Source organism: Candidatus Saccharibacteria bacterium (assembly GCA_016699955.1).
In the GTDB taxonomy this organism is placed as follows: Bacteria; Patescibacteriota; Saccharimonadia; order Saccharimonadales; family UBA4665; genus JAGXIT01.
Genome location: CP064993.1, coordinates 229,655 through 256,289 on the forward strand (window position 1 = coordinate 229,655; position 26,635 = coordinate 256,289).

General features: G+C 47.7%; 35 protein-coding genes. 9 read left to right on the top strand and 26 right to left on the bottom strand.

The features are described 5' to 3' along the window. Positions 1-26: 26 nt before the first annotated feature. On the top strand, positions 27-542 hold the full coding sequence (locus IPL85_01190) for a PRC-barrel domain-containing protein (GenBank protein QQS20055.1): 516 nt from the start codon (positions 27-29) through the stop codon (positions 540-542). Here IPL85_01190 and IPL85_01195 read toward each other — a convergent pair. The 6 genes from IPL85_01195 to IPL85_01220 form a co-directional block, all read right to left on the bottom strand. Next, positions 539-1,141, bottom strand: coding sequence for a RecX family transcriptional regulator (locus tag IPL85_01195; protein ID QQS20056.1), 603 nt, complete (start codon positions 1,139-1,141; stop codon positions 539-541). The genes IPL85_01190 and IPL85_01195 overlap by 4 nt on opposite strands. Further along, positions 1,138-1,650 carry an NUDIX domain-containing protein gene (locus IPL85_01200; GenBank protein QQS20057.1) on the bottom strand — a complete coding sequence of 171 codons (513 nt, stop codon included), beginning with the start codon at positions 1,648-1,650 and terminating at the stop codon, positions 1,138-1,140. The genes IPL85_01195 and IPL85_01200 overlap by 4 nt, the downstream gene beginning before the upstream one ends. Then, positions 1,643-2,230 (bottom strand): alpha/beta hydrolase, encoded by a 588-nt coding sequence (locus IPL85_01205; protein QQS20058.1) that lies wholly within the window; start codon positions 2,228-2,230, stop codon positions 1,643-1,645. The genes IPL85_01200 and IPL85_01205 overlap by 8 nt, the downstream gene beginning before the upstream one ends. Continuing rightward, positions 2,230-2,400 (bottom strand): histidine phosphatase family protein, encoded by a 171-nt coding sequence (locus tag IPL85_01210; protein ID QQS20059.1) that lies wholly within the window; start codon positions 2,398-2,400, stop codon positions 2,230-2,232. Before IPL85_01210 ends, IPL85_01205 begins: the two co-directional genes overlap by 1 nt. Before the next feature lie 3 nt (positions 2,401-2,403). After that, positions 2,404-3,441: a recombinase RecA gene (gene recA / locus IPL85_01215; GenBank protein QQS20060.1), complete on the bottom strand. Its 1,038-nt coding sequence runs from the start codon at positions 3,439-3,441 to the stop codon at positions 2,404-2,406. A gap of 140 nt (positions 3,442-3,581) precedes the next feature. After that, positions 3,582-4,199, bottom strand: a complete 618-nt coding sequence (locus tag IPL85_01220; GenBank protein ID QQS20061.1) for a transposase — start codon at positions 4,197-4,199, stop codon at positions 3,582-3,584. Positions 4,200-4,288: 89 nt separating this feature from the next. Between IPL85_01220 and IPL85_01225 the strand changes: the two genes are divergently transcribed. The 3 genes from IPL85_01225 to IPL85_01235 all read left to right on the top strand — a co-directional run bounded on the left by IPL85_01225 (position 4,289) and on the right by IPL85_01235 (position 8,038). Next, positions 4,289-6,112: a type II/IV secretion system protein gene (locus IPL85_01225; protein ID QQS20062.1), complete on the top strand. Its 1,824-nt coding sequence runs from the start codon at positions 4,289-4,291 to the stop codon at positions 6,110-6,112. A gap of 110 nt (positions 6,113-6,222) precedes the next feature. After that, a complete protein-coding gene (locus tag IPL85_01230; protein QQS20063.1) occupies positions 6,223-7,434 on the top strand; it encodes a type II secretion system F family protein in 1,212 nt (403 codons plus the stop codon). Positions 7,435-7,558: 124 nt separating this feature from the next. Further along, entirely contained in the window at positions 7,559-8,038 is a 480-nt protein-coding gene (locus IPL85_01235; GenBank protein ID QQS20064.1) for a prepilin-type N-terminal cleavage/methylation domain-containing protein, read from the top strand. A 361-nt stretch (positions 8,039-8,399) separates the two neighbouring features. Here IPL85_01235 and IPL85_01240 read toward each other — a convergent pair whose 3' ends face one another. Genes IPL85_01240 through IPL85_01250 form a run of 3 tightly spaced genes read right to left on the bottom strand, consistent with a single transcriptional unit; the run spans position 8,400 to position 12,164 of the window. After that, positions 8,400-10,010 (bottom strand): hypothetical protein, encoded by a 1,611-nt coding sequence (locus IPL85_01240; GenBank protein QQS20065.1) that lies wholly within the window; start codon positions 10,008-10,010, stop codon positions 8,400-8,402. Further along, on the bottom strand, positions 10,007-10,630 hold the full coding sequence (locus tag IPL85_01245) for a hypothetical protein (GenBank protein QQS20066.1): 624 nt from the start codon (positions 10,628-10,630) through the stop codon (positions 10,007-10,009). Before IPL85_01245 ends, IPL85_01240 begins: the two co-directional genes overlap by 4 nt. Next, positions 10,617-12,164 (bottom strand): carboxypeptidase regulatory-like domain-containing protein, encoded by a 1,548-nt coding sequence (locus tag IPL85_01250; GenBank protein ID QQS20419.1) that lies wholly within the window; start codon positions 12,162-12,164, stop codon positions 10,617-10,619. The genes IPL85_01245 and IPL85_01250 overlap by 14 nt, the downstream gene beginning before the upstream one ends. Before the next feature lie 79 nt (positions 12,165-12,243). Between IPL85_01250 and pilM the strand changes: the two genes are divergently transcribed. Genes pilM through IPL85_01270 form a run of 4 tightly spaced genes read left to right on the top strand, consistent with a single transcriptional unit; the run spans position 12,244 to position 14,813 of the window. Then, a complete protein-coding gene (gene pilM / locus IPL85_01255; GenBank protein QQS20067.1) occupies positions 12,244-13,323 on the top strand; it encodes a type IV pilus assembly protein PilM in 1,080 nt (359 codons plus the stop codon). Then, entirely contained in the window at positions 13,323-13,919 is a 597-nt protein-coding gene (locus IPL85_01260) for a hypothetical protein (protein ID QQS20068.1), read from the top strand. The genes pilM and IPL85_01260 overlap by 1 nt, the downstream gene beginning before the upstream one ends. Then, positions 13,912-14,511, top strand: coding sequence for a hypothetical protein (locus tag IPL85_01265; GenBank protein QQS20069.1), 600 nt, complete (start codon positions 13,912-13,914; stop codon positions 14,509-14,511). Before IPL85_01260 ends, IPL85_01265 begins: the two co-directional genes overlap by 8 nt. Then, on the top strand, positions 14,508-14,813 hold the full coding sequence (locus IPL85_01270; protein ID QQS20070.1) for a hypothetical protein: 306 nt from the start codon (positions 14,508-14,510) through the stop codon (positions 14,811-14,813). Before IPL85_01265 ends, IPL85_01270 begins: the two co-directional genes overlap by 4 nt. A 5-nt stretch (positions 14,814-14,818) precedes the next feature. On the opposite strand, the gene IPL85_01275 is transcribed toward IPL85_01270, so the two are convergent. From IPL85_01275 to ruvA, 7 genes are read right to left on the bottom strand one after another with little or no spacing between them, the layout of a single operon-like run. Continuing rightward, positions 14,819-15,532: a PH domain-containing protein gene (locus IPL85_01275; GenBank protein QQS20071.1), complete on the bottom strand. Its 714-nt coding sequence runs from the start codon at positions 15,530-15,532 to the stop codon at positions 14,819-14,821. A 7-nt stretch (positions 15,533-15,539) separates the two neighbouring features. Then, on the bottom strand, positions 15,540-16,583 hold the full coding sequence (ruvB, locus tag IPL85_01280) for a Holliday junction branch migration DNA helicase RuvB (GenBank protein QQS20072.1): 1,044 nt from the start codon (positions 16,581-16,583) through the stop codon (positions 15,540-15,542). A gap of 28 nt (positions 16,584-16,611) precedes the next feature. Beyond that, on the bottom strand, positions 16,612-17,334 hold the full coding sequence (locus tag IPL85_01285) for a prolyl oligopeptidase family serine peptidase (protein ID QQS20073.1): 723 nt from the start codon (positions 17,332-17,334) through the stop codon (positions 16,612-16,614). 12 nt (positions 17,335-17,346) lie between these two features. Next, a complete protein-coding gene (locus tag IPL85_01290) occupies positions 17,347-18,165 on the bottom strand; it encodes an aldo/keto reductase (GenBank protein ID QQS20074.1) in 819 nt (272 codons plus the stop codon). Next, on the bottom strand, positions 18,162-18,557 hold the full coding sequence (locus IPL85_01295) for a hypothetical protein (protein QQS20075.1): 396 nt from the start codon (positions 18,555-18,557) through the stop codon (positions 18,162-18,164). The genes IPL85_01290 and IPL85_01295 overlap by 4 nt, the downstream gene beginning before the upstream one ends. Next, positions 18,554-19,438 carry an aldo/keto reductase gene (locus IPL85_01300; protein QQS20076.1) on the bottom strand — a complete coding sequence of 295 codons (885 nt, stop codon included), beginning with the start codon at positions 19,436-19,438 and terminating at the stop codon, positions 18,554-18,556. The genes IPL85_01295 and IPL85_01300 overlap by 4 nt, the downstream gene beginning before the upstream one ends. Before the next feature lies 1 nt (position 19,439). Further along, the gene (ruvA, locus tag IPL85_01305; GenBank protein QQS20420.1) at positions 19,440-20,012 is read right to left on the bottom strand and encodes a Holliday junction branch migration protein RuvA; all 573 of its coding nucleotides are present in this window, start codon (positions 20,010-20,012) and stop codon (positions 19,440-19,442) included. 126 nt (positions 20,013-20,138) lie between these two features. Here ruvA and IPL85_01310 point away from each other — a divergent pair, with 126 nt between their 5' ends. Continuing rightward, positions 20,139-20,804 carry a transposase gene (locus IPL85_01310; protein QQS20077.1) on the top strand — a complete coding sequence of 222 codons (666 nt, stop codon included), beginning with the start codon at positions 20,139-20,141 and terminating at the stop codon, positions 20,802-20,804. 7 nt (positions 20,805-20,811) lie between these two features. Here the strand turns inward: IPL85_01310 and ruvC are convergent, their stop codons facing one another. From ruvC to IPL85_01360, 10 genes are all read right to left on the bottom strand, one after another. Beyond that, positions 20,812-21,294 carry a crossover junction endodeoxyribonuclease RuvC gene (gene ruvC, locus IPL85_01315; GenBank protein QQS20078.1) on the bottom strand — a complete coding sequence of 161 codons (483 nt, stop codon included), beginning with the start codon at positions 21,292-21,294 and terminating at the stop codon, positions 20,812-20,814. Further along, on the bottom strand, positions 21,275-21,709 hold the full coding sequence (locus tag IPL85_01320; GenBank protein QQS20079.1) for a hypothetical protein: 435 nt from the start codon (positions 21,707-21,709) through the stop codon (positions 21,275-21,277). Before IPL85_01320 ends, ruvC begins: the two co-directional genes overlap by 20 nt. Positions 21,710-21,737: 28 nt before the next feature. Next, on the bottom strand, positions 21,738-22,565 hold the full coding sequence (locus tag IPL85_01325; protein ID QQS20080.1) for an inositol monophosphatase: 828 nt from the start codon (positions 22,563-22,565) through the stop codon (positions 21,738-21,740). 6 nt (positions 22,566-22,571) lie between these two features. After that, positions 22,572-23,297, bottom strand: coding sequence for a YebC/PmpR family DNA-binding transcriptional regulator (locus IPL85_01330; GenBank protein ID QQS20081.1), 726 nt, complete (start codon positions 23,295-23,297; stop codon positions 22,572-22,574). Positions 23,298-23,358: 61 nt separating this feature from the next. Next, complete coding sequence (locus IPL85_01335) at positions 23,359-24,054, bottom strand: Crp/Fnr family transcriptional regulator (GenBank protein QQS20082.1); 696 nt, start codon at positions 24,052-24,054, stop codon at positions 23,359-23,361. Positions 24,055-24,212: 158 nt separating this feature from the next. Then, entirely contained in the window at positions 24,213-24,302 is a 90-nt protein-coding gene (locus tag IPL85_01340; protein QQS20083.1) for a hypothetical protein, read from the bottom strand. Between the two features lie 14 nt (positions 24,303-24,316). Next, positions 24,317-24,598, bottom strand: a complete 282-nt coding sequence (locus IPL85_01345; GenBank protein QQS20084.1) for a hypothetical protein — start codon at positions 24,596-24,598, stop codon at positions 24,317-24,319. Between the two features lie 69 nt (positions 24,599-24,667). Further along, positions 24,668-25,048 (bottom strand): ion transporter, encoded by a 381-nt coding sequence (locus IPL85_01350; protein QQS20085.1) that lies wholly within the window; start codon positions 25,046-25,048, stop codon positions 24,668-24,670. 151 nt (positions 25,049-25,199) lie between these two features. After that, positions 25,200-25,586, bottom strand: coding sequence for a hypothetical protein (locus tag IPL85_01355; protein ID QQS20086.1), 387 nt, complete (start codon positions 25,584-25,586; stop codon positions 25,200-25,202). Between the two features lie 377 nt (positions 25,587-25,963). Then, a complete protein-coding gene (locus tag IPL85_01360) occupies positions 25,964-26,629 on the bottom strand; it encodes a CPBP family intramembrane metalloprotease (protein ID QQS20087.1) in 666 nt (221 codons plus the stop codon). Positions 26,630-26,635: the final 6 nt, after the last annotated feature.

Sequence of the window (26,635 nt, forward strand, 5' to 3'; positions counted from 1 at the left end):
TTGTGTCGAGCAGTATAATAGAGAGCATGCTGAAACTGAGCGAAAGCCTTATAGGTCAACCCGTCATGAGCCTGCGTACAGGGCAACCAGTTGCCCGTATAACTACGGCAATTTATAACCCAAATAACCTGAAAATAGAGGGCTTTTATTGCCAGGACAAATTTAGCCGCAAAGAGTTGGTGCTTTTGTATCAAGATGTCCGCGATGTCATACCCCAAGGAGTTGTAATCAACGATCATGACGTCCTCGTGGAAGCACACGAGCTAGTGCGTCTCAAAAAAATTATGGATATTGGGTTTGAACTAATAGGCAAACAGGTGGTAACACTTAGCAAGCAGCGACTCGGTAAAGTGACCGATTTTTCAACCGAGGTTGAGACAATGTACATTCAAAAAATATATGTTTCTCGGGGAATTTTAAAAGGTCTAACTCGGGGCAATTTGGCCATCGACCGCTCGCAAATAAACGAAATTACTGATAAAAAAATCATCGTGAATGACCTCCTCGACTCTGCCGCTGTACCAGCTGGCGCTGCTGCTTAGTCGATGCCCTGCAATGCCGACTTTATATCTTGGTAGTTGAAACCCTGGCGGGCGAGGTACATCATGAGTTTTTGGTCATCTTGATAGCGACTAATCTTACGCTTTTTCTCAACCAAGCTGCGGAGAATTTGACGTTCGTCAGTTTCGTCATCATCTAATACTTGTTTAACAATGTCGCTGCTAACTTTCTTTTGGCTCAACTCAAGACGAAGCTTTTTGGTGCTTGTCGCTTTTAGGAGACGGCGGTTTTCAACCCAGCGACGCGCAAATTCGGCGTCGTCCACTAAACCCAGCCGCTTCAACTTTGGGAGCACAGTCCTCCCAAACTCGTCGTCATAGCCTTTCCGACGGAAATAGTCACGCAGTTCTCCCTCACTGCGCATACGCCGCGCCACGTATGCGAGCGTGAGAACATAGGCTTTATCCACCTGGGATTGTCGTTTTGCCTCTATCAACTCGGTCTGGGATAGTTCTTGTCCTGTCACATACCCTGCGCTCAGCAGCGCTTCAGAGCTCAAACTAAACGCATACTTTCCGTCGACAAAGATGGAGTATCTCCCTTCGCGTTTCACCTGAGCTTTGATGGCTGTTACTATCATGGCTTGTACATAATTTCGTAAACTTCAATCAACCCATCGGCGACTTCGGTTGTATGATTTTCCACAAGATCACGCAGCTCCAACGCGCTTATCCACCTGACATCGGCGACCTCATCAACCTGCAATTTCAGAGTTGTTTCGGCCAGTATAACTGATCTGTACAGTGTGTTGAAACGATTCAGCTTGTACCAACCTGCCTCGCGGTACGACGGGTAGTATTGTACTTGCTCTAGTTTCGCCACAACGCCTAGTTCTTCGTACAGCTCCCGCTCGGCCGCCACTTGGTAGTCTTCCCCGCAAACAACGTGGCCGGAAGCAGAATTGTCCCAACATCCTGGGTAAAGTTCCTTGTTAGCTTGACGTTTTTGTATCAGTATCATGCCAGACGGGTCTTCCAATACAACCCGGACAATCCGGTGGCGTAATCCCTCTTGTTGCGCTTCGCTCTTTGATGCCCGCCCGATAACAACGTCATTGTCATCGACAATGTCAATGTCATGCTCACTCACGCGGCACTCCTTTATCCAATAGATCTATAAGTAACGGAAAAATGCTATACTCGTGGCTCTTCTCTAGGTTAAAATGTCCTTGACCAGGAATGACGGTGAGTGCGGCACCAAGTTTACCGGCAATATACTCGGCCTGTTTCAGCGGTACATATGGGTCGTCGTCGGAGTGCACAATAACAATCTGATTTTCAACTTTTTCCGTAATTTTCGGCCAATTATATGGCACGTCGAATAGTTTAGCATTGGCTTCCCAGTCAGTTGCAACGCTTTTACCGCATTCGTTTGTGAAAACAGATACGCATACGACTGATTTTAACTTGGTTGGGTTTTCCTGAGCAATCAGAAGCGCAAGGCTTGCCCCCGACGAGTGACCGATGAGTACCGTGTCTTCTGCTAGCGGAAATGGCGCGTTTTCATGAACAAAATCAAGCCACTTTCTCAGGCTCGGATGTTCGGAGTTTGGTAACTGTGGTAGCCAGACATCGTAAGCTTTGCGCTTGAGCTGAGTTTCAAGCCACCGGAACCAATTCCCCTCAGTATAACCCTCAGTGCCATGCAAAATTACTGCTTTTCTCGTCACTATTTCTCACCTAACCAGCTAAGCTCAATCTTTATTGTAAGCTTAGCCGCGACCGTAACTGCTTGATTTATACCATTTTCTGTTAATGAGGAATCACTTCCTCCACCGGCGAAAACGCGTGCGCCATTTGCTTCGCTCTGACCGTGACGTACATAAAAAACATTCGCCATGGACTACTCTTTAGTGGCAGCTTCGCGGACTTTTGTAGCTATTTCGGCTTGAACTTTGGGGTTTTCCTGCAAGTATGTCTTGGCGGCTTCGCGGCCTTGGCCGATTTTTTCGCCGTTGTAGGCAAACCACGCGCCGGCTTTTTCAACAATGTTGTGTGTAGTAGCAAGGTCAAGGATGTCGCCTGCAACCGAAATACCCTGGTTGTACATAATGTCAAATTCGGCTTCGCGGAACGGCGGGGCGATTTTATTTTTAACAACTTTCACGCGGGCACGGTTGCCGATGACGCTATCGCCTGTTTTTATTTGGGATATGCGGCGGATGTCCATGCGCACACTGGCATAAAATTTGAGTGCATTGCCTCCGGTAGTCGTTTCTGGGTTACCGAACATCACGCCAATCTTCATGCGAATTTGGTTAATAAAGATGACTGTTGTCTTGCTGCGACTAATGACGCCTGTAAGTTTGCGGAGCGCCTGACTCATCAAACGAGCCTGGAGACCCATATGGCTATCACCCATGTCGCCTTCAATTTCAGCGCGTGGTACTAGCGCCGCAACCGAATCAACGACAATCAGATCGACAGCGTTGGAACGAACGAGTGTCTCGGTGATCTCAAGTGCTTGCTCGCCGTTATCTGGCTGGCTGAGAAGAAGATTTTCAATATCTACACCAATGCGTTTCGCGTAAGATGGGTCAAGCGCGTGCTCAGCGTCAATGAAGGCCGCTGTGCCACCACGTTTTTGGACCTCGGCTATAGCATGAAGTGTTAGCGTAGTCTTACCGCTTGATTCAGGACCGTAGACCTCAACTATGCGACCTTTTGGTATACCGCCGCCCAGTGCCAAGTCGAGCGAAAGACTGCCACTTGGCGTACACTCTACTTCAACACCATGATTTTCGCCCAGCTTCATAATCGAGCCTTTGCCGAACTGCTTCTCAATGGTCTCTAGAGCAAGCCCAAGTGCCTTTGCCTTACCCTCTCCCTGTTGTTTTGCCTCTTTTGTATTGTCGACCTTGTCGCTTGCTGCTTTTGCCATTCCGTCGTCCTTCCTGTCTACAGTCACCTCGCCGGCAACCTGAAATAAATAATGTTGTACGACAGAGCCTACACCCCCCGCATTCCAAAAGCAAACTCATTTCCATTACAGGAGGACAGTCCTCCCTAAGTGGTTTCTACTCACCAACCGTTCGCAAGCTCCTTCTTAAGAATGTCTATCATCTTCTTGTTTTCTTCATAGTCCGCCATGAAATCGAGATATTCTTGCGAGCCGGGGAAAAGCTCAAGTATGCGTTCCTGGCGTAGCCATGTCTCTTGGGCTCGTTGCAAATAATACGGCAAACTTGAGTATGCGTAGTCTCGCCATTGGCGAGGATTTAGGTGAATATACCTTGTAATATGCATGAGATACGTATCGTCCGAAATCATAGTGGCTCGAAACCTCGACTCAAACAGGGAACCACTTCGGCCGTACTTCTTATTAAAGTAACGGCTATAACTTGTCATGATGCTCTGCATGAGACTTGTAAGCATTTTTGCATGCCTTTGATACACAAGCAGATGAAAGTGATTTGGCATAAGGCAATACGCTAACAAATCGACTTTATTGTAGAAATTTGGGTACGAAATACCATACGGGTCTTTCGCTTCTTCGGGAGATAAATAACGGGCAAAAAGGTTAAGAAAAGTTAGATAATCTTGCTCGTCGAGGTATATGCGGTGTCGACTATTACCGCGCGCATATACGTGATAATAGTTTTCAGAAGCGTCCACCCTAGTGGTATTTCTCCTTGGCATAGTGTTACTATATCATATCCATATAGCTTGGGAGGACTGTCCTCCCAAAGAATGGTTTGCGGTTGTGGTTTTTGGTATACTTATACGCAATGCGTGTATCAGATAGTTTGGTGGAGAAGCTACTGGCGTCGACTGGAAAGTTCAGCGACGAACAGCTTGAGTCTCTTCGCAAACAAGAAAAGAGCGAGAAGAAGCCATTGCAAGATGTGGTTGTTTCGAGCAACACGCTGAGCGAGAAGGAACTGACGCAGCTGTATGCCGCCGAGATTGATGTTCCTTTTGTTGAATTCGTGGCTCGTGATTTGCCAAAAGAGGTGCTAGAACTCATTCCCGAACGCGTCGCTCGGCAGCACCGTGCAGTGGCATTTCAGACCGATGAAGATGGTGTCGTATTTGTGGCCATGGAGGATCCCGATGACGTCCCAGCCATTAGCTTTCTCCAGAAACAACTTGGAAAACCAGTCCGTATCCACATCGCAACGACGACGACTGTGCAAAACGCGCTCGATGTCTACAGCGGCGACGCCAGCAACGTGGGCACGGAGATTGAACGAGTTATCGCAATTCAGGAAAAGGACGACGGCGATGAGATTGTCGACAAAGCTGATGTGGCAGAAGATTCCCCCATTGCCCAGACGGTTAACCTCATCATCGACTACGGTGTAAAAAACAGCGCCAGTGATATACACATTGAACCGCGTGAAAACTTTGTGGTGGTACGGTACCGAGTTGATGGTATTTTGAGGGAGGTCAATAAACTACCCCGTAAGGTACTCGGCGCCCTGGTGTCGCGCATAAAAATCCTAGCCAACCTCAAGATTGACGAACACCGTGCCCCTCAAGACGGGCGATTCAAAATAGTCGTAAGTAATCATGTCTACGCACTTCGTGTCTCTACCCTGCCTATAGTTGACGGGGAAAAGGTTGTTATGCGTATCCTCGACGAATCAAGCAAGCCCGCCACACTAGAAGACCTTGGCTACTGGGGCAGCGCGCTTGAAGCTGTGCAACAGGCTATTGTACAGCCACACGGCATGGTACTGGTCACCGGGCCGACCGGATCTGGCAAGTCTACCAGTCTTTTTTGTATCCTAAGTATGCTTAACAGCCCTGGGGTAAACATCAGCACGGTCGAAGACCCTGTGGAATACCGAATATTTGGAGCCAATCAGACACAGGTGAACCCACTCGCTGGCATGACCTTTACTAGTGGCCTCCGAGCCCTGCTCCGCCAAGATCCAAACATCATTATGGTAGGCGAGATTCGTGACGGCGAAACAGCTGACTTAGCTGTCCAAGCCGCCCTAACTGGCCACCTTGTATTCAGCACCCTCCACACTAATAACGCAGCCACTTGCCTCCCCCGCCTGCTCGATATGAAGATTGAGCCGTTTCTCATTGCCAGCACTGTCCGAATAGTTATTGGCCAGCGCCTGGTAAGAAGACTCTGTATTGATTGCCGTGAATCATACACCCCGGATGACGCGCATCTCACAAAACTCTACAAGATATTTCAGTTGAAGACCGGCGACACTATGAAGCGTTTACGTGAGCTTGAACAATCCGCACTAGATGCAGGTATCGGCGCAACGAACCCGAGCAAATCAAATGCTGTCGACCCCGCTACCCTTTCCATGTCCACCAGCGAAATCGTACGATTGTGGCGGGCGCACGAAGATGGTTGTGATACGTGCAACCATACTGGATATCACGGCCGAATAGGCATTTATGAAGTACTTAGGAATACCGATGAAATTCAACAGATGATTGTTACTAATTCGACAAGCGACAAGCTTCAGGAACAAGCGTTACTTGATGGCATGCTTACAATGCAAATTGACGGGCTCGTGAAAGCCTTGCGAGGGCAGACCTCAATAGAAGAAATCTTGCGTGTGACGGCAGAAAAAGCGTAATAAACAAGGAAGGGGCCGTGACGAGCAAGAACTTGCTTATCTTATAAACTAGGTACGTCATAGTAGAATCTATGGTATCGGGTCGCAAGTTGCGCTACTATTTAAAGCATATGCTCTTTACCTATAAAGCTCTGCGAAAAGACAATTCCGACGTATCGGGCACTATTGAAGCCGCCGACCACGAAGCGGCTATGGCTGCGCTCGCTCGCCAAGGGCTACGCCCCCTGCTAGTCTCAGCTACCGCTACAAAAAAACGCTTTGGCTTTAATAAAAGAGTCAAAAGTAGCGATATGGTGATATTCACTCGGCAGCTGTCCACAATGATTTCTGCCGGTGTGCCAATTGCGCGAGGGCTCTCAACCCTCCAAGAAAGCGCCGACAGCGCTTACTTCCGTGAAATTCTTGGCAAAGTAACCAAAGATATTGAAGGTGGAACACAGCTCGGCGATGCATTCGCAAAATTCCCTAATATTTTTGATGAGGTCTATGTAAACATGGTTCGGGCCGGTGAAGAAGGGGGCATACTAGACGACATCCTGAAACGCCTCGCCGTTCAAGTTGAGCAAAACGCAAGCATAAAAAAGAAAATTAAGAGTGCCATGGCATATCCGGTAGTAATTCTGAGCATTACGGTTGTGGCTTTTTTTGGGATTATGTTTATCCTCATGCCAAAAATATCAAAAATTCTACTCGACTTGGGTGGGCCAAATGCAAAACTGCCTGTCTACACGCAGATATTATTAGACTTGAGTCATTTCAGCCGCAAGTACGCTTACATCATGATTCCGGCTATGGTTCTGGTAGTATGGGCAATCCGGCGGTACATACGGACTCCAAAAGGAAAATATCAATTTCATTCTTTGTTACTTCGCCTACCTATCGTAAAGACTATTGTCACTAAAATAGCAATCGCACGTTTTTCCCGAACTTTCGCCTCACTCATGTCTGCCGGCGTGGGCGTGCTTGATTCGCTATCAGTTACAGGGGGCGCCATTGGCAACAAAGTTATCGAAAAGGAACTCGCCGAAGCAGCCGCCGAGGTAAAGAATGGCAAACAGCTATCTGAAGTAATCGGTCAGAGTCCACATTTTCCACGAATAGTCGCCCAAATGCTTGCGGTCGGTGAAGAAACCGGCACAACCGACACCGTACTGATAAAAGTGGCCGATTTTTACGAAGAAGAGGTTGGGAACGCTATCGATGGCCTTGCGTCAGTAATTGAACCTGTGATGATACTTTTCCTCGGCGCTGGGGTCGGGCTAATCGCAGCCAGTGTCATGGGGCCAATTGCCAGCATGAGTAATAACGTCGGTACTAACTAGGCGAGTAACCACGCGGTATAGATAAAAGACTTGACGTTGTTCCGCTTACGGTTATAATCAGAGGCAGACTTACGGGCTTTCCGTTAAGCAATATAAAATCTACATATAAGGAGGGTGGGCCCCTATGGTTTCACTAAAGAATAAAAAAGGCTTCACAATCGTCGAGCTTTTGATTGTGATAGTCGTCATCGGCATTTTGGCGACGCTTGTTATTGTCACATTTACCGGTATCCAACAAAAAGGTCGAAATAGTCAACGTCAAACAGACATTAACGCAATTCAGAGCCAGGCTGAGGCTTTTTACGCGCAGCACGGTTTTTACCCCACACTTGCTGACCTACAGATTGCAACAGCTCCTACTTTCATACAGACATATATGAAGGGTCTACCGGCAGATGCTCTTAAGGATCCGAAGGGACCGACCGTAACCATTACGGGCACTACCGACGCTGATCAATACAGCTACGTTGCAAGCGGAACTGGTTGTACTAACACAACCGCTACAACCATCACTGCTGGTGAGCCAGTAGAGAACGGCTGTGATGCCTTTGTCGTGACGGCAACACTTGAGGGCGGAACTACCTACAGCAAGCAAAGCAACTAGCCCTGCTACTGTGTTTAAAAGAGACCGTTTATTCGGTCTCTTTTAATTAAACCGTGGCGAAATGCTGTGACGAGGTATCTTAACCCTATTCCTGTACCAAAATCGGGCCTGTTGCTAAGTACTTTTAGTGACACTGGGGTAAGAATAGCTCCTTGCCTGGCGAAGAGTGTGCCTAGCGAATCGATAATCCTGCTATAACCTAGCACCACTGCTAGCGACATCAGGCGTTAGGCGAGCGATGCGAACCCTACAGAGGCACCCCGCTTAAACACTGCGCTTACGCCGAGATCGGGTTAGGGGCTACGGAGTTCATGCGCCTTTTAAGCATGTAGGCGCCGCGGGTATACTGGACGAGAAAGCACTACGGCTTGGTTAACACTTCGCGCCAGCTGAGAATGGTATAGCCTCCTGTTATGGGGTAGCTCGGCGGTGGTGCATACAGCAGATTGTAATCGTAGTTGGTTTCGGTAATACGAACACCGGAGACGTAACGATTAATTGAACTATCATAAACCGCGTCACCACATGCTCCGCGCAGGTAGTTCCAAGTCCAGTATTGCCGCGTCGCCACCGACCCGTAATACACAAACTTTTGATTCGCACCAACCCAACCACGTGTGCATCGGCTGCTGTCGGCCTTGTATCGGTCCGGCCAAGTCACAGAGCCTAGTTGCGAAAGTGTTGCTGCATTTATTTCGAAGGTAAAAGAACCCGACGCTGGTGGCGCATACGGCGCTACGATGATATCATCTTCAGCCACGAGCCCTATGGCATCTTCACCATTTTTCACAGAGTACAAAACGTCGTCTGCAATGTTTATATCAGGGCTATTTGAACTGCTCGCCAGCTGGCCGGCGGCAATCGTAACCCTTCCATGAAATGTTGGGTTTGTACGTACCCATACATTATCCTCTACAAATATGACACCAGAGGTTGGGACTGCAATGTTCGATGCAACAGCCGTTCGCGTCAACGCACTCGTGTACGGTGTAAGTCTGTCATTTTCCGCACTAACCCTAGAGAGGTTATAGGTATTATTCGTGTTAAGCTCAACTAAATAACCCTTTGTCTTACTGAACGTACTTCCATTTCGAGGTATGTAGGCTGGCGTGCGCGTGGCAGGAACCTGACTACAGGCGTTGCCTAAACTCGCCAACGCTACGGTGGCAGGGTCACTTGCGAAGGCGGTTTTTTTCATAGTACATAGACTGGTAGAAATCTGGTTAAAATCAATGCTTGGTTGTGGATACAGCCAGTTCGACTTATCACGAGTCGCACAGTTAGGGTTCAGCACACCAAGACTACACCAAACACCAGACTTGGATGAGCCGTCTCCACCATACTGAGGCAGAGGAACATACGTCGACCGAGCGCTACCGACAGTGTCGCTATTTGGCCCGTCCATATGAACCCCTTGGTTCGAGAACACCGGTCCGTTTGCCGCTTCAGTATCGCCAAACCAGAACTCAACATCTGCAAGGAGCGCGTAGCTCGCGAAGGACGTTGCACCTATCTGTGCTTCTACTGTTCTCTTTATATTTGACCCCTTTGCCATCCCAATTGAGCGTACATTGACAATGGTTGACCCTGCCCCCTGAGGCTTAATCCAAAGCGTAAATGTCCCCTGGTCGGTTGCATTACTGTCTATATAGCTGTGCGCATATGGCCCATAGCCAAGTTGCGGATCTGGGGTTGCGGGGGTAGCCTGACCGTCTTTATAATCAGTTGGGCTGTGCGCGAGATGCCAAAGATAGTAATTAACACCCGCTTCGGCGACATTAAATGACTGCTGGCTTTTTATATGGTTTCCGACTGTGGAGAAATTTGTCATAATTACTGTCAGCACCGCAGTAGATATTAATCCAATTGCAATAATAAAGCCAAGGACAGAAGGTAGTGTATAGCCACCATGCAATGAATCCTTGCTTTGCTGAGAGCTTCCGGGTGATATGAAAGTTTCTTGTTTTTTCATAAATTTGTCTTTCTATTGCGCAGTGTGACCTGTAGTTCCATTGTTTGATCACCGCCACCTGCCGCTACAGTTTGCGTGGACATGGTTACCCGAATACCTTTTATAGATATCAAGTCGCCAATTGGCAGCGGAATAGCCGAGCCCGCTGAGCTTAAGTAGGTAAATAGTGTTCCTCCAGATGGTTGATATAAATCGTCGATAAGCGTAAAAGTTCTCATTTGTGCTGTAATCTGCGTACCAAGGGGTGGATTGGCAGTCATTGGCGTCAAATCGGCTTTGAGTTGTTTTTTTGAGCCGGTAGTTACAACATAGTATCGCAAATGAGAAACGTACGTGTCTGACGGATAAAAATACGCGTAAACAACCAGTTCGTTCGCACCGGCCGAAACAACCTGAGTTGTGCCACGAAGGACGTTACTGACGCGACTAACCTGATGGTCGAGGTCAGTAAAACCCGTTGCATCCTTTTGCAAGTCTAGGTAGCTGAACAAACTCGTACGGAAAAATACCATGAACGTGACGCTCAATGTGGCGATAAGCGCTATCGTAATCATCAGCTCAACAAGTCCAAATCCGGCCTCGCTACAACGAGCTTGTGTCTGAAACTTATGGTGTGACACTGAGACCTCCGAGTGGAGTGGTTGGAAGCAAAAGACTGCCAGCTGCATTTGTAACCGTCATCTGTACGGGCGCTCCCACGGCCAGTGAGCTAAAATCATACTCACAGCTACGCTGCGTACTACTACCACTACAAGCGCTGCCTGAATATGTCGTGCTGCCTTGAGTAAATGTTATCGAAGCGCCGGTAAGATTCACGCCTTTGATTGTCACCGTCAGGTTCGCTTGACCTCCACCAGACATGCTGATACTGCCTGGCTCAACCGAGGAAACCCTTGGGAAAGCGCTGTTAGTGGTTAGCATGAGGCGTACTTTTTGCGTGTACGACACGCCTCCGTAGTCAAACATTGGACTAGGCGGATTCGTCACATCGTACTGAGGGATGGTAATTGGGCGTAGTGGATTTTCTCCACCATAGGGTACGGCTGCTGCAAGATAGTATGTCGTAGATCCAACGACGCAGCTGGTTGCTCCCGCATCTCCACAAAACGTATAGCCATTAATCGGAACAAGGTTTTGTACGCCAACCATTCCGTCAGCACCGGTCAACGGGCGTGTATCAGCAGGCGTCAGGCTGTCATAATAGTAGGCGGTGTCTGTAACGAGCGTGTACTTTTTATACCCACCCTTCATGTACACTCTCACGTTCGGCAGAGCTGCCCCAGACGTATCGGTTGTTTCCAATATCAGGCTGTTTGACGTCCCCATTTTTGCGATAGCAAGCGTAACGTAGGAAGATTGCTGGGCAATTACCGACAACTTGGGGTACACGGGCTGGAGCGAGCCGCTCGACCCAATGGTAGTTATAGATGAATAACCCGACTTGGTTGCCGTGACGACATAGTCGGCGGCGCTATCTGGTGGCATGCCATAAAAAATTGACGTCCCACCCGCGTCGGTCGTGTCGCCGAGATTAACGATTGGGCTAGTCGTGCTGTTGGTGAGCGTTACAGTAGCACCGCTTACCGGTGTACCGCTCGGGTCAGTCACTGTTACAAAAATTGCTCCTGTGTTACTGGCCGTTTCAGCAACTCTGGCTGATATTTGTGTATCCACTACTGCAAGACGCGTGCCAGTCCTATCAACAACAACGACGTTCACCGTTTTATAATCGGCGGGGTTGGTGTCTAATGCTGGAGCGCCGCTTGGTGGAGGATAGTTACGACAGTACTTTTGCTTTGTCGCAATGTTTGGGTAGGATCCACAGCCGTCGTAAGCATCATCGGCATAGTTAATCCCTGTTGTAGTAGTGTACCTCACGCCGTTTAATGTTTCCGTCTTTGTCGCCGGTAACAGTGTCGGGGCAAGAATACTCCCCCCGACAACGGCCAGGCTATCATACGGCAGAGATTTTAAGTACTCCATCTGATTTGTTGCGAGGGTAATTGCCACCGCGCGTCGTTTTGCGATAATCGTACTCCGAACAAGTGAAATAAAAAGGCCAAAAAATGCAACAATCACCAGACTCATCACAAACAGCGACACACTGAGTTCAACCAGTGTGAAACCGGACTGACCCACCCTTTTACGCTTCATGTTCCTAGTATACCGTACTACTTACGGTTCTCAACTAGCTTATGGTATGCTTAAGTGTGTAATATAAGAAGAATGCTAGATGGGCAGCATAGAAAAAACACAACTTATTCCGTATCTATTTGAGGACAAGCCGCTCTTTGGTATGGATATTGGGCATAATAATGTCCGCATCATGCAGCTACAAACCGGAAAACACAAACCGAGGGTTGTCGGATACGGCGAAATTAGCTTCGATACCAGCATCATTGAAGACGGTGTAATCGTTGACGTCGAAGGCCTGGCTCGTTCAATCCAGAAGCTTTTTCAGCATAGTCTGATCGGAGACATTACCACGCGACGGGTTGCACTGAGCGTGCCAATCTCCAAAGCATTCACCCGCTCACTCGACATGCCTAAACTTTCCGACAAAGAAATTCTTTCGGCAGTGCAGACCGAAGTAGAACAGTACATACCAGCGGCGGCCGAGAGTTTATACATCGACTACTCGACTGTACAGTCTGCCAAAGACAAGTACACCACGTTCATCGTGGCCATGCCGCGTCGTATTATTGACTCCTACCTAGTGCTGACTCGGTTGCTGGGTCTTGAGCCAGTTATTCTACAAACCACTAGTGGGGCGGGTGCCAACATGTTTTCTTACGACTCCCAGGGGGATCTCCCAAGCGTCCTCGTTGACTTTGGCAACGACAGCGCAGATATTACCGTTTACGATAAAAACCCAATCGTCAGCGGTACCGTTGCGTGTGGAGGCCAAGATATCACTCAACTCATCGCCAAATCTCTCGGCGTGACTGAACGAGAAGCAACTATTATAAAAACAAAGTATGGTTTAAGTTTTAGCAAGAAACAAAAGCAGATTGAAGCAGCGCTTTCGGCGAACCTAACGACGCTCGTCAAAGAAATTCAGCGCAGCGTGCGCTACTACGAAGAGCGTTCAAAGAGTAAACGCCAGATTGCCCAAGTTGTCATCATGGGCGGAGGAGCCAACATGCCTGGTCTTGCCGACTATCTTACACAAACCCTTCGCCTCCCCGTGCGCGCCTTTGACCCGACCAACTTTATCGATTTCGGTAAACTACAGCCGTTCAACATCACCGAACGAATGTCCTACGTATCTGCTGCCGGGTTAAGCATGCTTACCCCAGAGGAGGCCTTCTGATGATAAACCTACTTCCTCCGCAGATTAAACAGGCATACCGTTTCGGCCGAATCAACCGCCACCTCACGAGATGGATTACCGCCCTAGCCCTAGGGATTGTTGGCGCAGTACTTATTACCGCCGTTGGCTATATGTACCTATCTCAGGAAACAACCAACTACAAAAAGCAGGTGGCAACTACTCAATCACGACTGGCCGAGCAAAATTTCACAGGACTACAAGAGGAAGTAAGGAACATATCTAACAATTTAAATCTTGTTGTCGATGTCCTATCAAAACAAATTCTGTTTTCAGAGCTGCTTACGCAAATCGCCACACTGTTGCCGAGTGAAACAAATCTTTCCGCACTTTCAATATCTCAGGTTCAAGGAGCCATAGACATCACCGCAGCCGCTAAAACATATGAAGCAGCCGCCCAGATACAGGTAAACCTGGCTGACCCAAAAAACGGTGTATTTAGTAAGGCAGATATAATCTCCATAAATTGCTCTGGCACAACAGGCTATCCTTGCACCGTTAGCATACGAGCACTGTTTGCCAGCAACAGCTCATACATGCTGATTAACGACGCGAAAAAAGGAGCCTCTGGTGAATAATAAACGGCTAAGCCTCATTCTGAGCATAGTCACCGCGTTGCTGGTAGTGGGCTTGTTCGGATGTGTTTATGCGGCGAACACTATACTAACCGCCAAGGCCGTGGAACTCAGTAAGCTAAAGGCACAAAACCAAGTTACAGATGATTTACAAGTGTCACTCAGGAAAAACAAAACCGACATTGTGAAATACGCCGAACTTAACACAATCGCCAAAGCCGTTGTCCCGCAAGATAAAAACCAGGCACAAACAGTGAGCGAAATAGTGAAGATTGCAAATGACAGTGGCATGCCAAAACTTACCTCAATTACATTTCCCGCTTCCACGCTTGGCGGTACAGCTGGCACAAAAACCCAAGGCGGGTTAACTCAGGTTACCCCTGCCAAAGGAACAACGGGTGTGTATCTTCTCCCCATAACCATAACGCTGGACAGCAATAATGCGGTACGATACTCGCAGTTTATTACATTTTTACAAAAGCTCGAAAACAACCGCCGTACGGCTCAAGTTAGTGCTATCAATATCACGCCGGACAGTAAAAACCCCAACAATATTTCTTTCACCCTAACCGTTAACCAATACATAAAACCATGAGCACGTCCATAGATACCGAACGACTTAATACACAACTGCACACTGTCATTGTAGGGCTACGACGCCACATGACGTTATTGTTTTTCTTGGTACTCACAAGCCTATACGGCTTCCTTGTTTGGCGAATAAACGTCCTTAGTAGCGCACCACCAAGCCAAGCAGAGGTAAGTTCTGCGGCTCAAAATGTACCTAAGCCTCGTATCTCTGAAGAGGTTATTATGAAGTTGCAAGGCCTACAAGATAACAGCGTACGCGTTCAGGCCATTTTCAACGATGCTCGGCAAAATCCATTCCAGGAATAAAGCGTTCAGGCTGGTTTTTCGTTCGGGTCAGGAGACGGCGCAACATTTTCCGGCTGGGCAGCTCGGGCTTGGTACTGCTGAAAATCGAGAAATTTCTGGTATTCTCCCGCGTCTATTGTAACCCCATGTGCTTCGTTGCCGTTCTTTCGAATAGATGTTGGCAACCGACCGCTTTCTAACGCCGCAATAAAATTCTCATGCGCCTCAATCAGAACTTTGGCAGCAACATCAGGGCTCGGGACGGCGCTAAAAGTGTAATTAGCCTGCTCACCGGGTGTTTCTATAATTATCGTCCCGAAGCCAAACAGCGTCCCAAAGAAATCTTTGCGCACCGATACATCGGCCACATGCTGTAAACTTAGCTGTGAAATTTTGCTACCAAACAAACTCGGTTGTAAAACCTGCAGAGCAGCCTCATCTGTCACAACAAGCTGTTCTTGGGCTTTCATCCATGCAGGAACGACTGTACCGAGTGCAACCAAAAAGCTAAACAACGCCGCTCCGGCAATCACAACTGGCCGATACTGACTTCCTGTGCCCTCTGCTCCTGTAGTAAAAGCCACCGCCGAACCCATAATTGCCACAATTGCAAACAAACCAATCACCCAAATAGATATATACACAAACCAATGGTGTCGAAATACACCAAGAATTTCTTCGTCGTCACCTATAGGCAACCTGTGATGGAGCCTGCTGCTCAATTTTGGATCAATACTCATACAGATATTATACCAGTTTTACCTGGGATGACCCTTTCTCCTCTGTTGGTTTTACCCCGAGGTGTTTGTATGCCTTTTGTGTAACCTTTCGCCCGCGCGGTGTTCGCTCTAGCAAGCCAATCTGGAGGAGGTATGGTTCTATGAAATCTTCTATGGTACTGCGTTCCTCAGCCGTCATGGCCGCAATAGTTTCGACGCCTACCGGTCCACCTGCGTAGTTATCGATAATAGCCGTTAGTATCATACGGTCGGCTGGGTCGAGCCCCAGTCCATCAATTTCCAGGAGTTCAAGAGCCCGCGTGCTTATTTCTATGTCGACTATCCCATCGCCATTTACATCCGCGTAGTCGCGGACGCGCTTCAAGAGTCGGTTGGCGATGCGCGGCGTGAGGCGGCTTCTTTCGGCCAGACGCAAGGCAGCAGATGAGTCGATTTTAACTCCTAGTATGCTCGCTGCCCTTGTTATTATTGCCTGAATTTCACTTGGGTTGTAAAACTCGAGACGGTGAATGTGACCAAACCGGTCGCGCAGTGGTGCAGCCAAAGCACCGGTGCGTGTGGTAGCGCCGATGAGCGTAAACTGTGGGAGATCCAGACGCATGCTGCGCGCGCTTGGTCCTTTGCCGAGCATAATGTCGAGCTTGTAGTCTTCCATGGCACTATACAGCACCTCCTCGACGGTACGATGCAAACGGTGGATTTCGTCTATAAAAAGAATATCGCCGTCCTGAAGGTTTGTGAGCAAACTAGCCAAATCACCGGCGCGTTCTATGGCCGGGCCAGATGTGATGCGAATTTGCGCGCCCATTTCGTTCGCAATCACACTCGCCATGGTAGTTTTGCCTAAACCTGGCGGTCCATACAGCAAAACGTGATCAAGCGGCTCCCCGCGTTTCTTCGCAGCAGTAATTGCCAGCTGGATGTTCTTCTTCAATCGTTCCTGGCCAATGTAGTTTGCAAAATCGTGCGGACGTAGTTTTAGCTCAAACTCAACCTCTTCCGCCGAGTCATCGTCTACCACAACCGTATTTACAATCCGCTCAATCGCCATAATGTATAAAGTATAGCAGTCATTACCCCTACTTCTCGAGAAAATCCATCCACCTGCGCCAATCACGCATGTTCTGATACCCGGCGAGAATGTGTCCGCGTTTATTATTTTGCAAGTAGTCATACTCTACCCCGTGAATATCTAAAGCCTCCTTAAACTGCTTCGACTGATCAAAGCGCAGTATTTTGTCTTTGGCTGAAAGGTACAGAAGAACTTTCTTACCGCTTAATTTAGCCGCGTTCGGTATGGGCGACACTGGTGCGAGTTTTGCATCGAGACTCTCCATGGTGTAACCCTGCGCAAGAGATTTATTTTTTGTGCTTTTTATGAAGTTCCAAGTCCATACATTTTCTGCGACACTTCCGTACGTTAGATTAATGACTAGCTTTTTGATAAGGTCATTTTCGGCAGCTACTTTTATGGCAAACAACGTTCCCATACTTACACCGAAGGCGCCGTAGCTGATACAACCTTGCCGCTCAAACTCAATAATCCGTTTCTGAACAGTAGCGCTGAGACGTTCGCTAACTTCTAAGAAGCTTTCCGCATCACCCTTTCTAACGACTCCCGGATGAAAATCATATGCGACTACCTTATAACCATGACGTACTAAGCGGTTTATGGCTCCCGTGTACAGCCAAGTCCGAGTCAGCATGCCAGCAAAGAAAAACAGCACCTTTTTGTTATGTTCGCCAAAAATATACTCGTTAAAATGCGGCAGATTTGCTAGGTTTTTTCTGTTCGTTAACATATTTTGCTGAAGTTAAGGAATGTGAGTGGGGTCCCAGCAGGTACGGTAATTTTGGTCGAGTTGGGCGAGTCGGCGTAGGTCTTCTTCATCTAGCTCAAAATCGAAAATGTCTATGTTCTGATGCACGCGTCCCGGTGTGACGGATTTTGGGAGTACAACAAGTCCTTTTTGGATGCACCAGCGCAACATAACTTGCGCGTAGCCTTTGTGGTGTTTTTGAGCAATAGCGACAATGGTTGGGTCGTTCATTTTTTTCCCATGCGCAAGTGGCGAATATGCTTCCACGGCAATATTATGCTCCTGGCAATATTTCAGCAGTTCCGGTTGCTGCAAAAACACGTGCAATTCCACTTGGTTGACTACTGGCATCTCTGTGGCGTACAGCTTCATTTCCTCAAGGTGCTTAATGGTATAGTTACTGACACCGATGCTTTTTGCGCCGCCCTCAGCCTTGATCTTCTCCAACTCCAACCAGGCTTTTTTACGCTGGACAGGTACAGGGAAGTGCAGGAGCAACAAATCAATGTAGTCCATGCTGAGCCGTTCTAAGGATTGGTTGTAGCTTCTACGTGTTTGGCCAAGGGTGATAAGCTCCGTACGAATTTTCGTCGTTACAAAGAGATCTGCTCGTGGTTTTCCGCTGTTTCGCAAAGCCTTACCCAACCACGTCTCGTTACCGTAGGCGTGTGCATCGTCAAAATGCGTATAGCCAGCGGCGATTGCAGTCTCGACCGCCGCCACAACCTCTGTTTCGTTTTTTACCTGCCACAACCCCAGCCCAATTTGTGGGATTTTCACACCATCTACCAATTTTATCTCTGGTATTTTCACTTCGTTGTCTCTATTTTACGCAGTAGTTCCGACTCGTCTCCCCAATATTCAAGCTTGTCCGCACATGCAAATAGTTTCGATTCTGATCCCCTCTCTGCATAAATCCATATTGACTTTTTTCCGTACGCATAACCAATTTCCGCAGACATACCTTCGCTGGCTGAGCCGAGTTTGTAGATAACGATGAGTAGATCACTCTCAGCGATATGCTCAAAAGCTCGCAAAAGCTTATTGCCGTCATCTGGCTGTGGCGGCGCCAGCTCTGTGATGTACGGTTCGACATCGGCAGACCTTAGAGCGTCCTTGAGTGCCTCTAGAAATGTAAGCAGCTTTTCTCTACTTTCGCCAGACACACGCGTCGCCACAAATGCTTTCATATCAGATTTACTCATGGTTTTACGTCTGCTTCATAGTCAAGCGGCACGCGGCTAGAACGGTTTGTCTGCCCTGGAAAATCATCTGCCAAACGCTGCCAATCTCCTTGGCTCAGCTCCCAGCCGAGGGCACCAAGATTTTCATCAAGATGTTTGGGACTGGATGTTTTTGGGATGGTGATGACATTTGTTTGAGTGATGAGCCAGTTCAGCGCGACCTGGTAAGGTGTCTTCTGGTATTTTTTTGCCATTTCATGCAGTAACGCGGCTTCTTCAAGTGTGCCTTTGCTTAGCGGACCCCAGGCAGTAACTAGCACGTCTTTCTGTTGGCAATACTCTAGCACGTTTTTGTCGATTATTTCTCGGCAATCCAGACTGTAGTGCAGCTGGTTGCACACGAGTTTATTTTCAGTGACTGCCTGTGCAGCCTTGAACCGGTCAACAGTTAAGTTGCATGCTCCGATACTTCGCACCATTCCCTCTGTCACGAGTCGATCCATCGCACGCATGGTGTCTCTGATGTCCGTACCGACATCCGGGAAACGGTGAAGCAGATAAAGATCAATGTAATCAGTTCGCAGTCGCTCCAGGCTTGCTTCACATGAACGCAATATATCATTGTAGCCTTGGTGGTTACCTGAGACTTTTGAGGTAATGACAAGCTTTGAGCGATCAAACCCTTGCATTGCATACGCAATCAACTCTTCGCTATGCCCGTTACCATAGCTTTCAGCAGTATCAAGATGGGTGATGCCTTGGTCTAGGGCATAACGTATCGCATGAATTTCTCTTTCGTCTTGGGACGTATCCGCTTCCCAACCCCCACCCATCTGCCATGTACCTAGGCCATAGACGGGCAGGGAAAATCCCGATTTCAGGGTCTTAATTGGAATTTCCATATCAGCCCTTTAGCGCTTGTTTAATACGTTCTTCGGTGGAAAGATTTGCGTCAATTTTCTGTAGGGCAATGGCGGCATCTTGCGCAGAATAGCCGAGCGAAACCAGCGCCTCTAGGGCTTCGTCTTGTGTGTTCACGCCTGGGCGATAGACAACGTCTTCGGCAGAGGCACCCGGCACAAGGCCTACCTTGTCCCGCAGCTCTACCACGACTTGTTCTGCCGCACGCTTGCCGACGCCTTTGGCGCTTTGCAAAAGCTTGACATCACCTGACGCTATCGCACTGCGCACTGTGGCGGCGGAGCCAAGGTCTAACACCGCCATCGCCACTTTCGGTCCAACGTTTTTTACCCCGAGTAACTGCTCAAACAACTTCTTAGTGTCGGTGAGGGTAAAACCAAAAAGGTCATAGCCTTGCTCACGAATATGCTCGTACACATACATTTTAGCCTCCGTACCATTTACCAGTTTGCCAAAGTCCTCACTGGTGACATTCAGCCCATACCCAACACCGCTCACATCGAGAATAATACCTTCAGTGGTTTTCTCTACGACTCCCCGTAAACTAACAATCATTCCACCATTATCCCACATCTCCATTGCGTCAAGGACGGACCCTGACGCGTACAAAATACGAACAGTTTGTTTGAGCCAAACTGTTACTGCTTGCGTCAGGGTCCGTCCTTGACGCATACTGTTGCCATGCCGGGGAAAAACATTATCAAACAATACACGCCGGATAGCTATTATCACATCTACACGCGTGGTGTAAATAAAGACATCACCTTCGATGGTGAGGATGACTTTAGTGTATTTACCGGGTTGTTAAAACGGTATCTTTCGGCGTCGGCCACCAAAGCATCAACTCGCCATGTCTATCCATCATTCAATGGTCGTCTTGAGCTCTTAGCTTACGCCCTCATGCCGAATCACATTCATTTATTCATTTATCAGCACGATGAGTACGCAATACGAGACTTCATGCGCGCGCTCCTCACGAGCTACTGCATGCAATACAACAAAGCGCATAAGAGGGTTGGACCACTTTTTCAAAGCCGGTATCGAGCGGTCCGCGTAAGCGATGATGCTTACTTGCAGCATATCTCCCGATATATACATCTAAACCCAAGCGACTGGCGCACAAGCGATAAAACAAGCCTTGACTACTACCTTGGGAAACGACACGCCGACTGGATACAGCCCGCGCGCATTTTAGAGCTCTTTGCCGGCCCGCAAGGTTATATGACCTTTCTAGAAGATTATGAGGACGTTAAAAAAATGTACGATGAGATCAAATGGGACTTAGCGACCATCGAAGACCGTGATGAAGAGGAACCGAAGTTTTATGGCGACAAGGACAGACCCTGACGCAGGGTTAGCTTGAATAAAGTTTGCGAGATTGGGCATGAGTGAGGGCAGTAGCAAGGGCGTCGGCACAGTCGTCCGGCTTCGGCGCTTCAGTTAGGCCGAGGTGAATACGCACCATTTCTTGAATTTGCTTTTTGTCTGCTCTACCATAACCGGTAATTGCCATTTTTATCTGAAGCGGTGTGTATTCAGAAATCTCCAGACCGCTTTGGCTGCCGCATAGCAGAACGACACCCCTTGCCTGCGCCACTGTCATGGCCGTAGTGACATTGCGGGAGAAAAATAGCTTTTCAACTGCCATATGTGTTGGCTTTGTTTGCACAATAATGTCTGTCAGCTCATCATAGATGGTTTGCAAGCGCACCACGTCATCTTCATGTGCGGGAGTCCGTATCACACCAGCATCAACCAACTGCGTCTTGCCACGTGTAACATCTATAACACCGAAACCAAGTATACCCGTGCCTGGGTCAATCCCGAGTATCCGCATGATTTGTTTTCACCTGGGATTCAGCTTTTTTCTCTGTCGTTTTCACCTCGGCAGTCTTTTTCTTAGGCCGCCAAAAAATAGTAATGGGTGCCAAAACAGCCGCAACAAATGACATCAAAAAAATGATATTTGCCAGCAGGAGCATCGGATTAAAGGCACGAGACGTATACGACACCTCATATGGGTTCTCGCCGCTACCAAGGAAAGTCTGAATTTCCCGGTATGTACCAGGGTACCCCCAACGCTGGACTTTAAACGTACCATCGGTTTCCATTTTCTGTTGTGCGATAGGCGGCCCAAAAACAAAGCCCTTTTCAGCCGGCACGCTTTCCAACGTGTTAATACCGCCCCCGATGCCCGCAGCGATTAGCAGACTGACACAAACAAGTAGCAAAAGCTTTTTTAGCCTTTTCATACCCTAATAGTATCACGGCGCCGAAAACTTAGACAGCAGCTCGGCGGTTGGACTGCACCGTAGCCGATTCTCGAAAAATATTCAGCATTTTTTCATGTATTGCTTCGTTGCATGAAACTAACAAACCATTTGCAAATTCGTCATAGCGGCGTTCATAGCCAAGTATATCGCTCGCAACACCCCCCGCTTCATCAACAAGCAGTGCCACAGCTGCACTATCCCACGGAGATCCATACAGCAAGAAACTAGCCACAAAGTTGCCCTTTGCAACCTGTCTCGCCCCGTAAACAGCAGATATGAAGTTAAACCCTCGCACATCGGCTGCATTCAGCTGGGTGATTACTTCACCAATAGCAACCGTCGGTTCGATGCTCCACAGACCACTACCCTGAGATACATAACGCCCTGCTAAGTCAGTTGCCCGACTCGTTTTAAGCGGTTCAGTGCCACAAAACGCACCTCCATTTTTAGTCGCGAACATAAGTTCGTCGAGATAGGGGTCATACGTTGCCGATACGTAGGCTTGCCCGTCTTTTCTGTCCACGAGCGCAAGCGAAAAAGTACTGACAGGAATTCCGCAGCTAAATGGACTTGTGCCATCTATTGGGTCAACTACCCATATCAGCTGGCGTTCCGGCTCAAAGCTAGCTTCTTCGCCAAGCACACCATGATCTGGAAACATTTCCCGTACGCGCGCAATTACGAGGTCGTTTATGGTTGTATCGGCAACTGTTAGCGGCGTGAGATCCTCTTTTAGAACTGTACCGAGCCTGTCGGAACGAAAGTAACGTCGCATAATCTCGCCCGCTTCAAGGGCCAAAATTTTAGCAAACTCAAGCTCTTTTTTGTACGCCATAGCCGTTTACCCTAGCAGGCTTTCGTCGATGTCAAAGTTCACATGGGTGTTTGCAACATCGTCGCAGTCGTCTAGTGCGTCCATGAGGCGCATAATCTTGCCGGCTGTTTCGCGTTCGGTAATTTCTACGGTTGTATTTGGCATATACGTCAAATACGCATCGGTAATATCGACACCGCGTTCCTTCAAACCGTCACGCACGTACGCCAATTCGCTCGGCTCTGTGTAAACAACTGAGCCATCACCATCTTCCTCGACATCAGCAGCTCCTGCATCGATTGCCTGAAGGAGCAATTCGTCGCCCTTGCCGCGTACTTCTATAGCCCCTTTGCGCGTAAACTGAAACGCCACCGCGCCCTTTTCGGCAATATTGCCGCCGTGCTTGCTAAATGCCAAGCGCACTTCTGGATAAGTACGGTTTAGGTTGTCGGTTGCGACTTCAACGAGTATAGCAACACCACCCGGCCCATAGCCTTCGTAGAGCACTTCGTGTAGTTCTGCGGCCGATTTATCTTTCACTCTATCTATTGCTCGCTGTATATTGGCGGCGGGCATATTTGCCGTCTTTGCTTTGTCCATAGTAAGGCGAAGGGCAAAGTTTGTATCTGGGTCGGTGCCACTTCTAGCCGCTATGGCTATGGCATTACCAAGCTTCGTAAAGACAGCGCCACGCGCAGCATCTTTGGCACCTTTTTGTCGTTTGATGGTAGACCACTTGCTATGACCTGACATAGGTATGTACTCCGTTTCTATCTGAAATTATAGCGAACCGTAGCTCTGTGCGCTAGTACCGCTAGTGCGTTGCCCGATTGCGAAGCACAAGATCTTGGAACTCGTCGCCACGGTCTGAACGAAACAGTCGTATCGTGTCAACGTAGTACGTAAATTTCTCGTAATCGATTAAACCCTTTTTCTTCAGTTTGTGCAGCTCTACAGCAGCAGTCTCGCGGGTTATCCCAACCATTTCTGCGATATCCTGATGACTAAGTCGCAAGGCAATCTTACACTTACCGTCCGCTTGCTTTTCGCCAAACCGAGTAACAAGGTACTGCAAAATATATACTATCTTATCTTGTGCGTAGGAGTGTTCTAGCGCATAAACGTGCATGGTTGCAGCCACATAGTGTGACATGTAGTTCTGAAATATCTGCTCTTTCAGCTCAGGCACTGTTGCCAACGCATGCTCGTAGTCTTCACGGCTGACAGCCACCACCGTGCAATCTGTTGCCGCTTCAAAATAGTAGATACAAATAGGTGACTTGCCAAACACCCATGACATAGGAAACACATCACCGGCCGTTAGCAGAGTCACTGTACGCTGATCGCCGTCGGCTGTTATCCCATATACTTTAATAATGCCTTTGCGTAGCACGAGTACGTTGGTTGGAACTTCACCCTGAAATAAAATGGTTCTTTTTTTTAGGTAGTTGCGCACTACGCCGTGCGGCTCAAGAAGCTTCAGCGCGCCATACTGCTTTCGTTCATCCATCCTTTATATATAGCATTACTTTTTCTCTGTGGCCAGCGCAGCGAACCATACTACGCGGGGTTTGCGAAGTAGATACAGCAGAAAAAATGTCATCAGGCCAACAGCAAAAAGAACCATAAAGTGTTTTGACCGCTTTTCAAACACTCGTTTTGCCCCATTTAGCAAAAAATAGTAAGATTATAACCGCTGACCGCAATAATGTGCGTCAGTCCAACCATCAGAAATGCTTGACTGATAGCACTTGGCAACGTGTTGCGCTGGCCTATGACCAGGCCAAGACCAAATGATGTCGCCGGTTCAGGCAGAGCTGTTGCATACCGGCCACGAATCCTCGACGAAAATTATCGATCCAGTTCTGTTCACTGGCAATGCGTTTTATCTGTGCGTAGCTAATGGTTGCCTGTTTGCCGCCACGTGTCGGATACAGTTTGCCCGATACTTCCAGAACATCACCCCTATACACAGCAAGTTTACCGTAGCCACTTACCTTTATCGTACCCGGTACTTCGGCGCTTTTTGGCGACACAAATCTAATTTTTTTCATGTCAAAACTAAGCTGTCCATTTTTGCCATACACAGCGTATCACCGGTGTTTCGACTAACCATGAACGTTTTATTCGAACAGGCGGGTGTTGTGTTCGTAGCGCATGTGAGCAAATATTTTCAGGAGCTTAAAAAGCCGTAGCAGCCGAACGCCTCTTAGGATCTCAAAAGATGTGGTGGGAACCGGCACAGCAGCAATTAAATAGAACCAGTTGTGCCGCAAGTACCTCGCTCGGTCGCGCGCAAAGTACCATTCAAAAACGAATTCTGCCAAAAATATCAACGCTACACCCACTTCAAAAAACTCTATCACTATGAGTTGCTCGTGGTTCAGCTGCTCAAAATGCTCCAGTGCCAAAAACACAAAACTCAAGCCGACCAGCCCGTACATAATTATTTCTTTTATTAGCAGGAATCGCCGCAGCTTTTTTATCTGATTATTGCTATGCATACTGCTTATGAGTATGGTCACCATGAATGATTATTGCAACAATTGCCAAGTTTACCTGGTTGACGCATAAAACCACCTGAAGGGCTGATTTTACGAGACCTCAGGAGCCAGGTGCAAACTACTGTAACTATACTAAGAGCAAACCCTACGGTTATTTGCTGGCAAGATACTCTTTGACACGACTATGAAGTAGGTCAACTCTCTTCATTGTTTCTTCTCCATCGCCTAATGTTTCACGGTTTCTGATTTTGTAGCTTTTCACTGATGAACCAAGTGAAAACTGCTGCCATGTAAAATCAATGTGGTATTCTTCGCCGTTAACTATCAGTACGTTCCAAAAGTGCTTTTCCATAGATTTACCAGTCCAGACTTGCCCTTCAACGATTTCTAGTTCTGGAAAGAATAATTGGACAACACGTGAAGTAGGATAGCATTGACCGAGCGCCGGATTACCTTTTTCTTCAACTTGTAAATATGCAGTATCAGGCTTCCACACTGCCTCAAGCGCTTCACGTAGGTGGGTCATTGCAGTTTTCATAGTCCAATAATACAGTAAGAGCCACTGCTTGCTCTTTATTTCATACGTTACTAACTGGTCATTTCTTGGCTCAGTGCAGGGACATAAGCATCGCTGTTGCAACTATAATAAAAGGTCGAGGTTACTCAAGACTTGTTTAAGCCTTTTTGTCTTGGAGATAAGAAAAAACTGTTCCCATAATTATTAGGACAAAAGTGGCAGCATTGAGAAAATTATTTTGCTTATTACCTAGTATCAATAAAAACATTGTTATTGATGCTAGCCCCCACGATATGTTTTTCGCCAGCTGTAAATTCTTTATGTTCATTTTAGAAGTATACTCTTAAATCTAAGCGGAAAGAACAAATGCATACCATCGGCCTCGCAACTATTTTGGCCTACCAGAATGACGAGACTGGACCGATAAGGAAAAACCCAACGATACCAATTGTATTACTAAACCCGTGGCTTAAAACAGATGCCCACAAATTGTCGTCAAAATAATGTTTTACGAGACTATAATAGATACCATTAGAAAAAGCGATTATCATTCCCGCCCATCCTAGCTCTGAGTGTGCAAGTCCGAAAAGTACTGATGATAATAGCAAAGCAAGTAAATACTTGCGACGATAGGTCGAAAAAAGCTCGCTAACTCTGAGCGGTATAAAACTACGGTATATAATCTCTTCTCCAAATACTACTAGAGTCCATGTCAGAGCCAGAAGCCCAAGCATCTGCGGTACGTTACCCTCTAGGCTGGCATAAGCTGCGGTATCTTGTTGTAACCCAAAAAGATGACTTAGCACAGGAGCCACAACACCAAGAGTAAAGGCAGTCCAAGCAACCGTCAAAGCAAATATTTTTGGGATATCCGTCTTAAAATTTTTGAATTTACGAAGTCGCAGTAACGAAAATTTTTGTTTCCGAGTACGCAACGAGACAAAAACCAAAAATAGCAGTAACAAAGTGGCGACAGCAATATCAGCAGTAACTATATACGCAACAACCATTAGCTCGATAAATATAACTAAGCCTTTTACTATCTGCTTATTGCGTAGCATCAATACTGT

Bases quoted from the DNA above. Each gene is read 5' to 3' on its own strand.
- IPL85_01190 (QQS20055.1), top strand. From the start codon at position 27: ATGCTGAAACTGAGCGAAAGCCTTATAGGTCAACCCGTCATGAGCCTG.
- IPL85_01195 (QQS20056.1), bottom strand. From the start codon at position 1,141: ATGATAGTAACAGCCATCAAAGCTCAGGTGAAACGCGAAGGGAGATAC.
- IPL85_01210 (QQS20059.1), bottom strand. From the start codon at position 2,400: ATGGCGAATGTTTTTTATGTACGTCACGGTCAGAGCGAAGCAAATGGC.
- recA (QQS20060.1), bottom strand. From the start codon at position 3,441: ATGGCAAAAGCAGCAAGCGACAAGGTCGACAATACAAAAGAGGCAAAA.
- IPL85_01220 (QQS20061.1), bottom strand. From the start codon at position 4,199: ATGCCAAGGAGAAATACCACTAGGGTGGACGCTTCTGAAAACTATTAT.
- IPL85_01225 (QQS20062.1), top strand. From the start codon at position 4,289: ATGCGTGTATCAGATAGTTTGGTGGAGAAGCTACTGGCGTCGACTGGA.
- IPL85_01230 (QQS20063.1), top strand. From the start codon at position 6,223: ATGCTCTTTACCTATAAAGCTCTGCGAAAAGACAATTCCGACGTATCG.
- IPL85_01235 (QQS20064.1), top strand. From the start codon at position 7,559: ATGGTTTCACTAAAGAATAAAAAAGGCTTCACAATCGTCGAGCTTTTG.
- IPL85_01240 (QQS20065.1), bottom strand. From the start codon at position 10,010: ATGAAAAAACAAGAAACTTTCATATCACCCGGAAGCTCTCAGCAAAGC.
- IPL85_01250 (QQS20419.1), bottom strand. From the start codon at position 12,164: ATGAAGCGTAAAAGGGTGGGTCAGTCCGGTTTCACACTGGTTGAACTC.
- pilM (QQS20067.1), top strand. From the start codon at position 12,244: ATGGGCAGCATAGAAAAAACACAACTTATTCCGTATCTATTTGAGGAC.
- IPL85_01260 (QQS20068.1), top strand. From the start codon at position 13,323: ATGATAAACCTACTTCCTCCGCAGATTAAACAGGCATACCGTTTCGGC.
- IPL85_01270 (QQS20070.1), top strand. From the start codon at position 14,508: ATGAGCACGTCCATAGATACCGAACGACTTAATACACAACTGCACACT.
- IPL85_01275 (QQS20071.1), bottom strand. From the start codon at position 15,532: ATGAGTATTGATCCAAAATTGAGCAGCAGGCTCCATCACAGGTTGCCT.
- ruvB (QQS20072.1), bottom strand. From the start codon at position 16,583: ATGGCGATTGAGCGGATTGTAAATACGGTTGTGGTAGACGATGACTCG.
- IPL85_01285 (QQS20073.1), bottom strand. From the start codon at position 17,334: ATGTTAACGAACAGAAAAAACCTAGCAAATCTGCCGCATTTTAACGAG.
- IPL85_01295 (QQS20075.1), bottom strand. From the start codon at position 18,557: ATGAGTAAATCTGATATGAAAGCATTTGTGGCGACGCGTGTGTCTGGC.
- IPL85_01300 (QQS20076.1), bottom strand. From the start codon at position 19,438: ATGGAAATTCCAATTAAGACCCTGAAATCGGGATTTTCCCTGCCCGTC.
- ruvA (QQS20420.1), bottom strand. From the start codon at position 20,012: ATGATTGTTAGTTTACGGGGAGTCGTAGAGAAAACCACTGAAGGTATT.
- IPL85_01310 (QQS20077.1), top strand. From the start codon at position 20,139: ATGCCGGGGAAAAACATTATCAAACAATACACGCCGGATAGCTATTAT.
- ruvC (QQS20078.1), bottom strand. From the start codon at position 21,294: ATGCGGATACTCGGGATTGACCCAGGCACGGGTATACTTGGTTTCGGT.
- IPL85_01320 (QQS20079.1), bottom strand. From the start codon at position 21,709: ATGAAAAGGCTAAAAAAGCTTTTGCTACTTGTTTGTGTCAGTCTGCTA.
- IPL85_01325 (QQS20080.1), bottom strand. From the start codon at position 22,565: ATGGCGTACAAAAAAGAGCTTGAGTTTGCTAAAATTTTGGCCCTTGAA.
- IPL85_01330 (QQS20081.1), bottom strand. From the start codon at position 23,297: ATGTCAGGTCATAGCAAGTGGTCTACCATCAAACGACAAAAAGGTGCC.
- IPL85_01335 (QQS20082.1), bottom strand. From the start codon at position 24,054: ATGGATGAACGAAAGCAGTATGGCGCGCTGAAGCTTCTTGAGCCGCAC.
- IPL85_01345 (QQS20084.1), bottom strand. From the start codon at position 24,598: ATGAAAAAAATTAGATTTGTGTCGCCAAAAAGCGCCGAAGTACCGGGT.
- IPL85_01350 (QQS20085.1), bottom strand. From the start codon at position 25,048: ATGCATAGCAATAATCAGATAAAAAAGCTGCGGCGATTCCTGCTAATA.
- IPL85_01355 (QQS20086.1), bottom strand. From the start codon at position 25,586: ATGAAAACTGCAATGACCCACCTACGTGAAGCGCTTGAGGCAGTGTGG.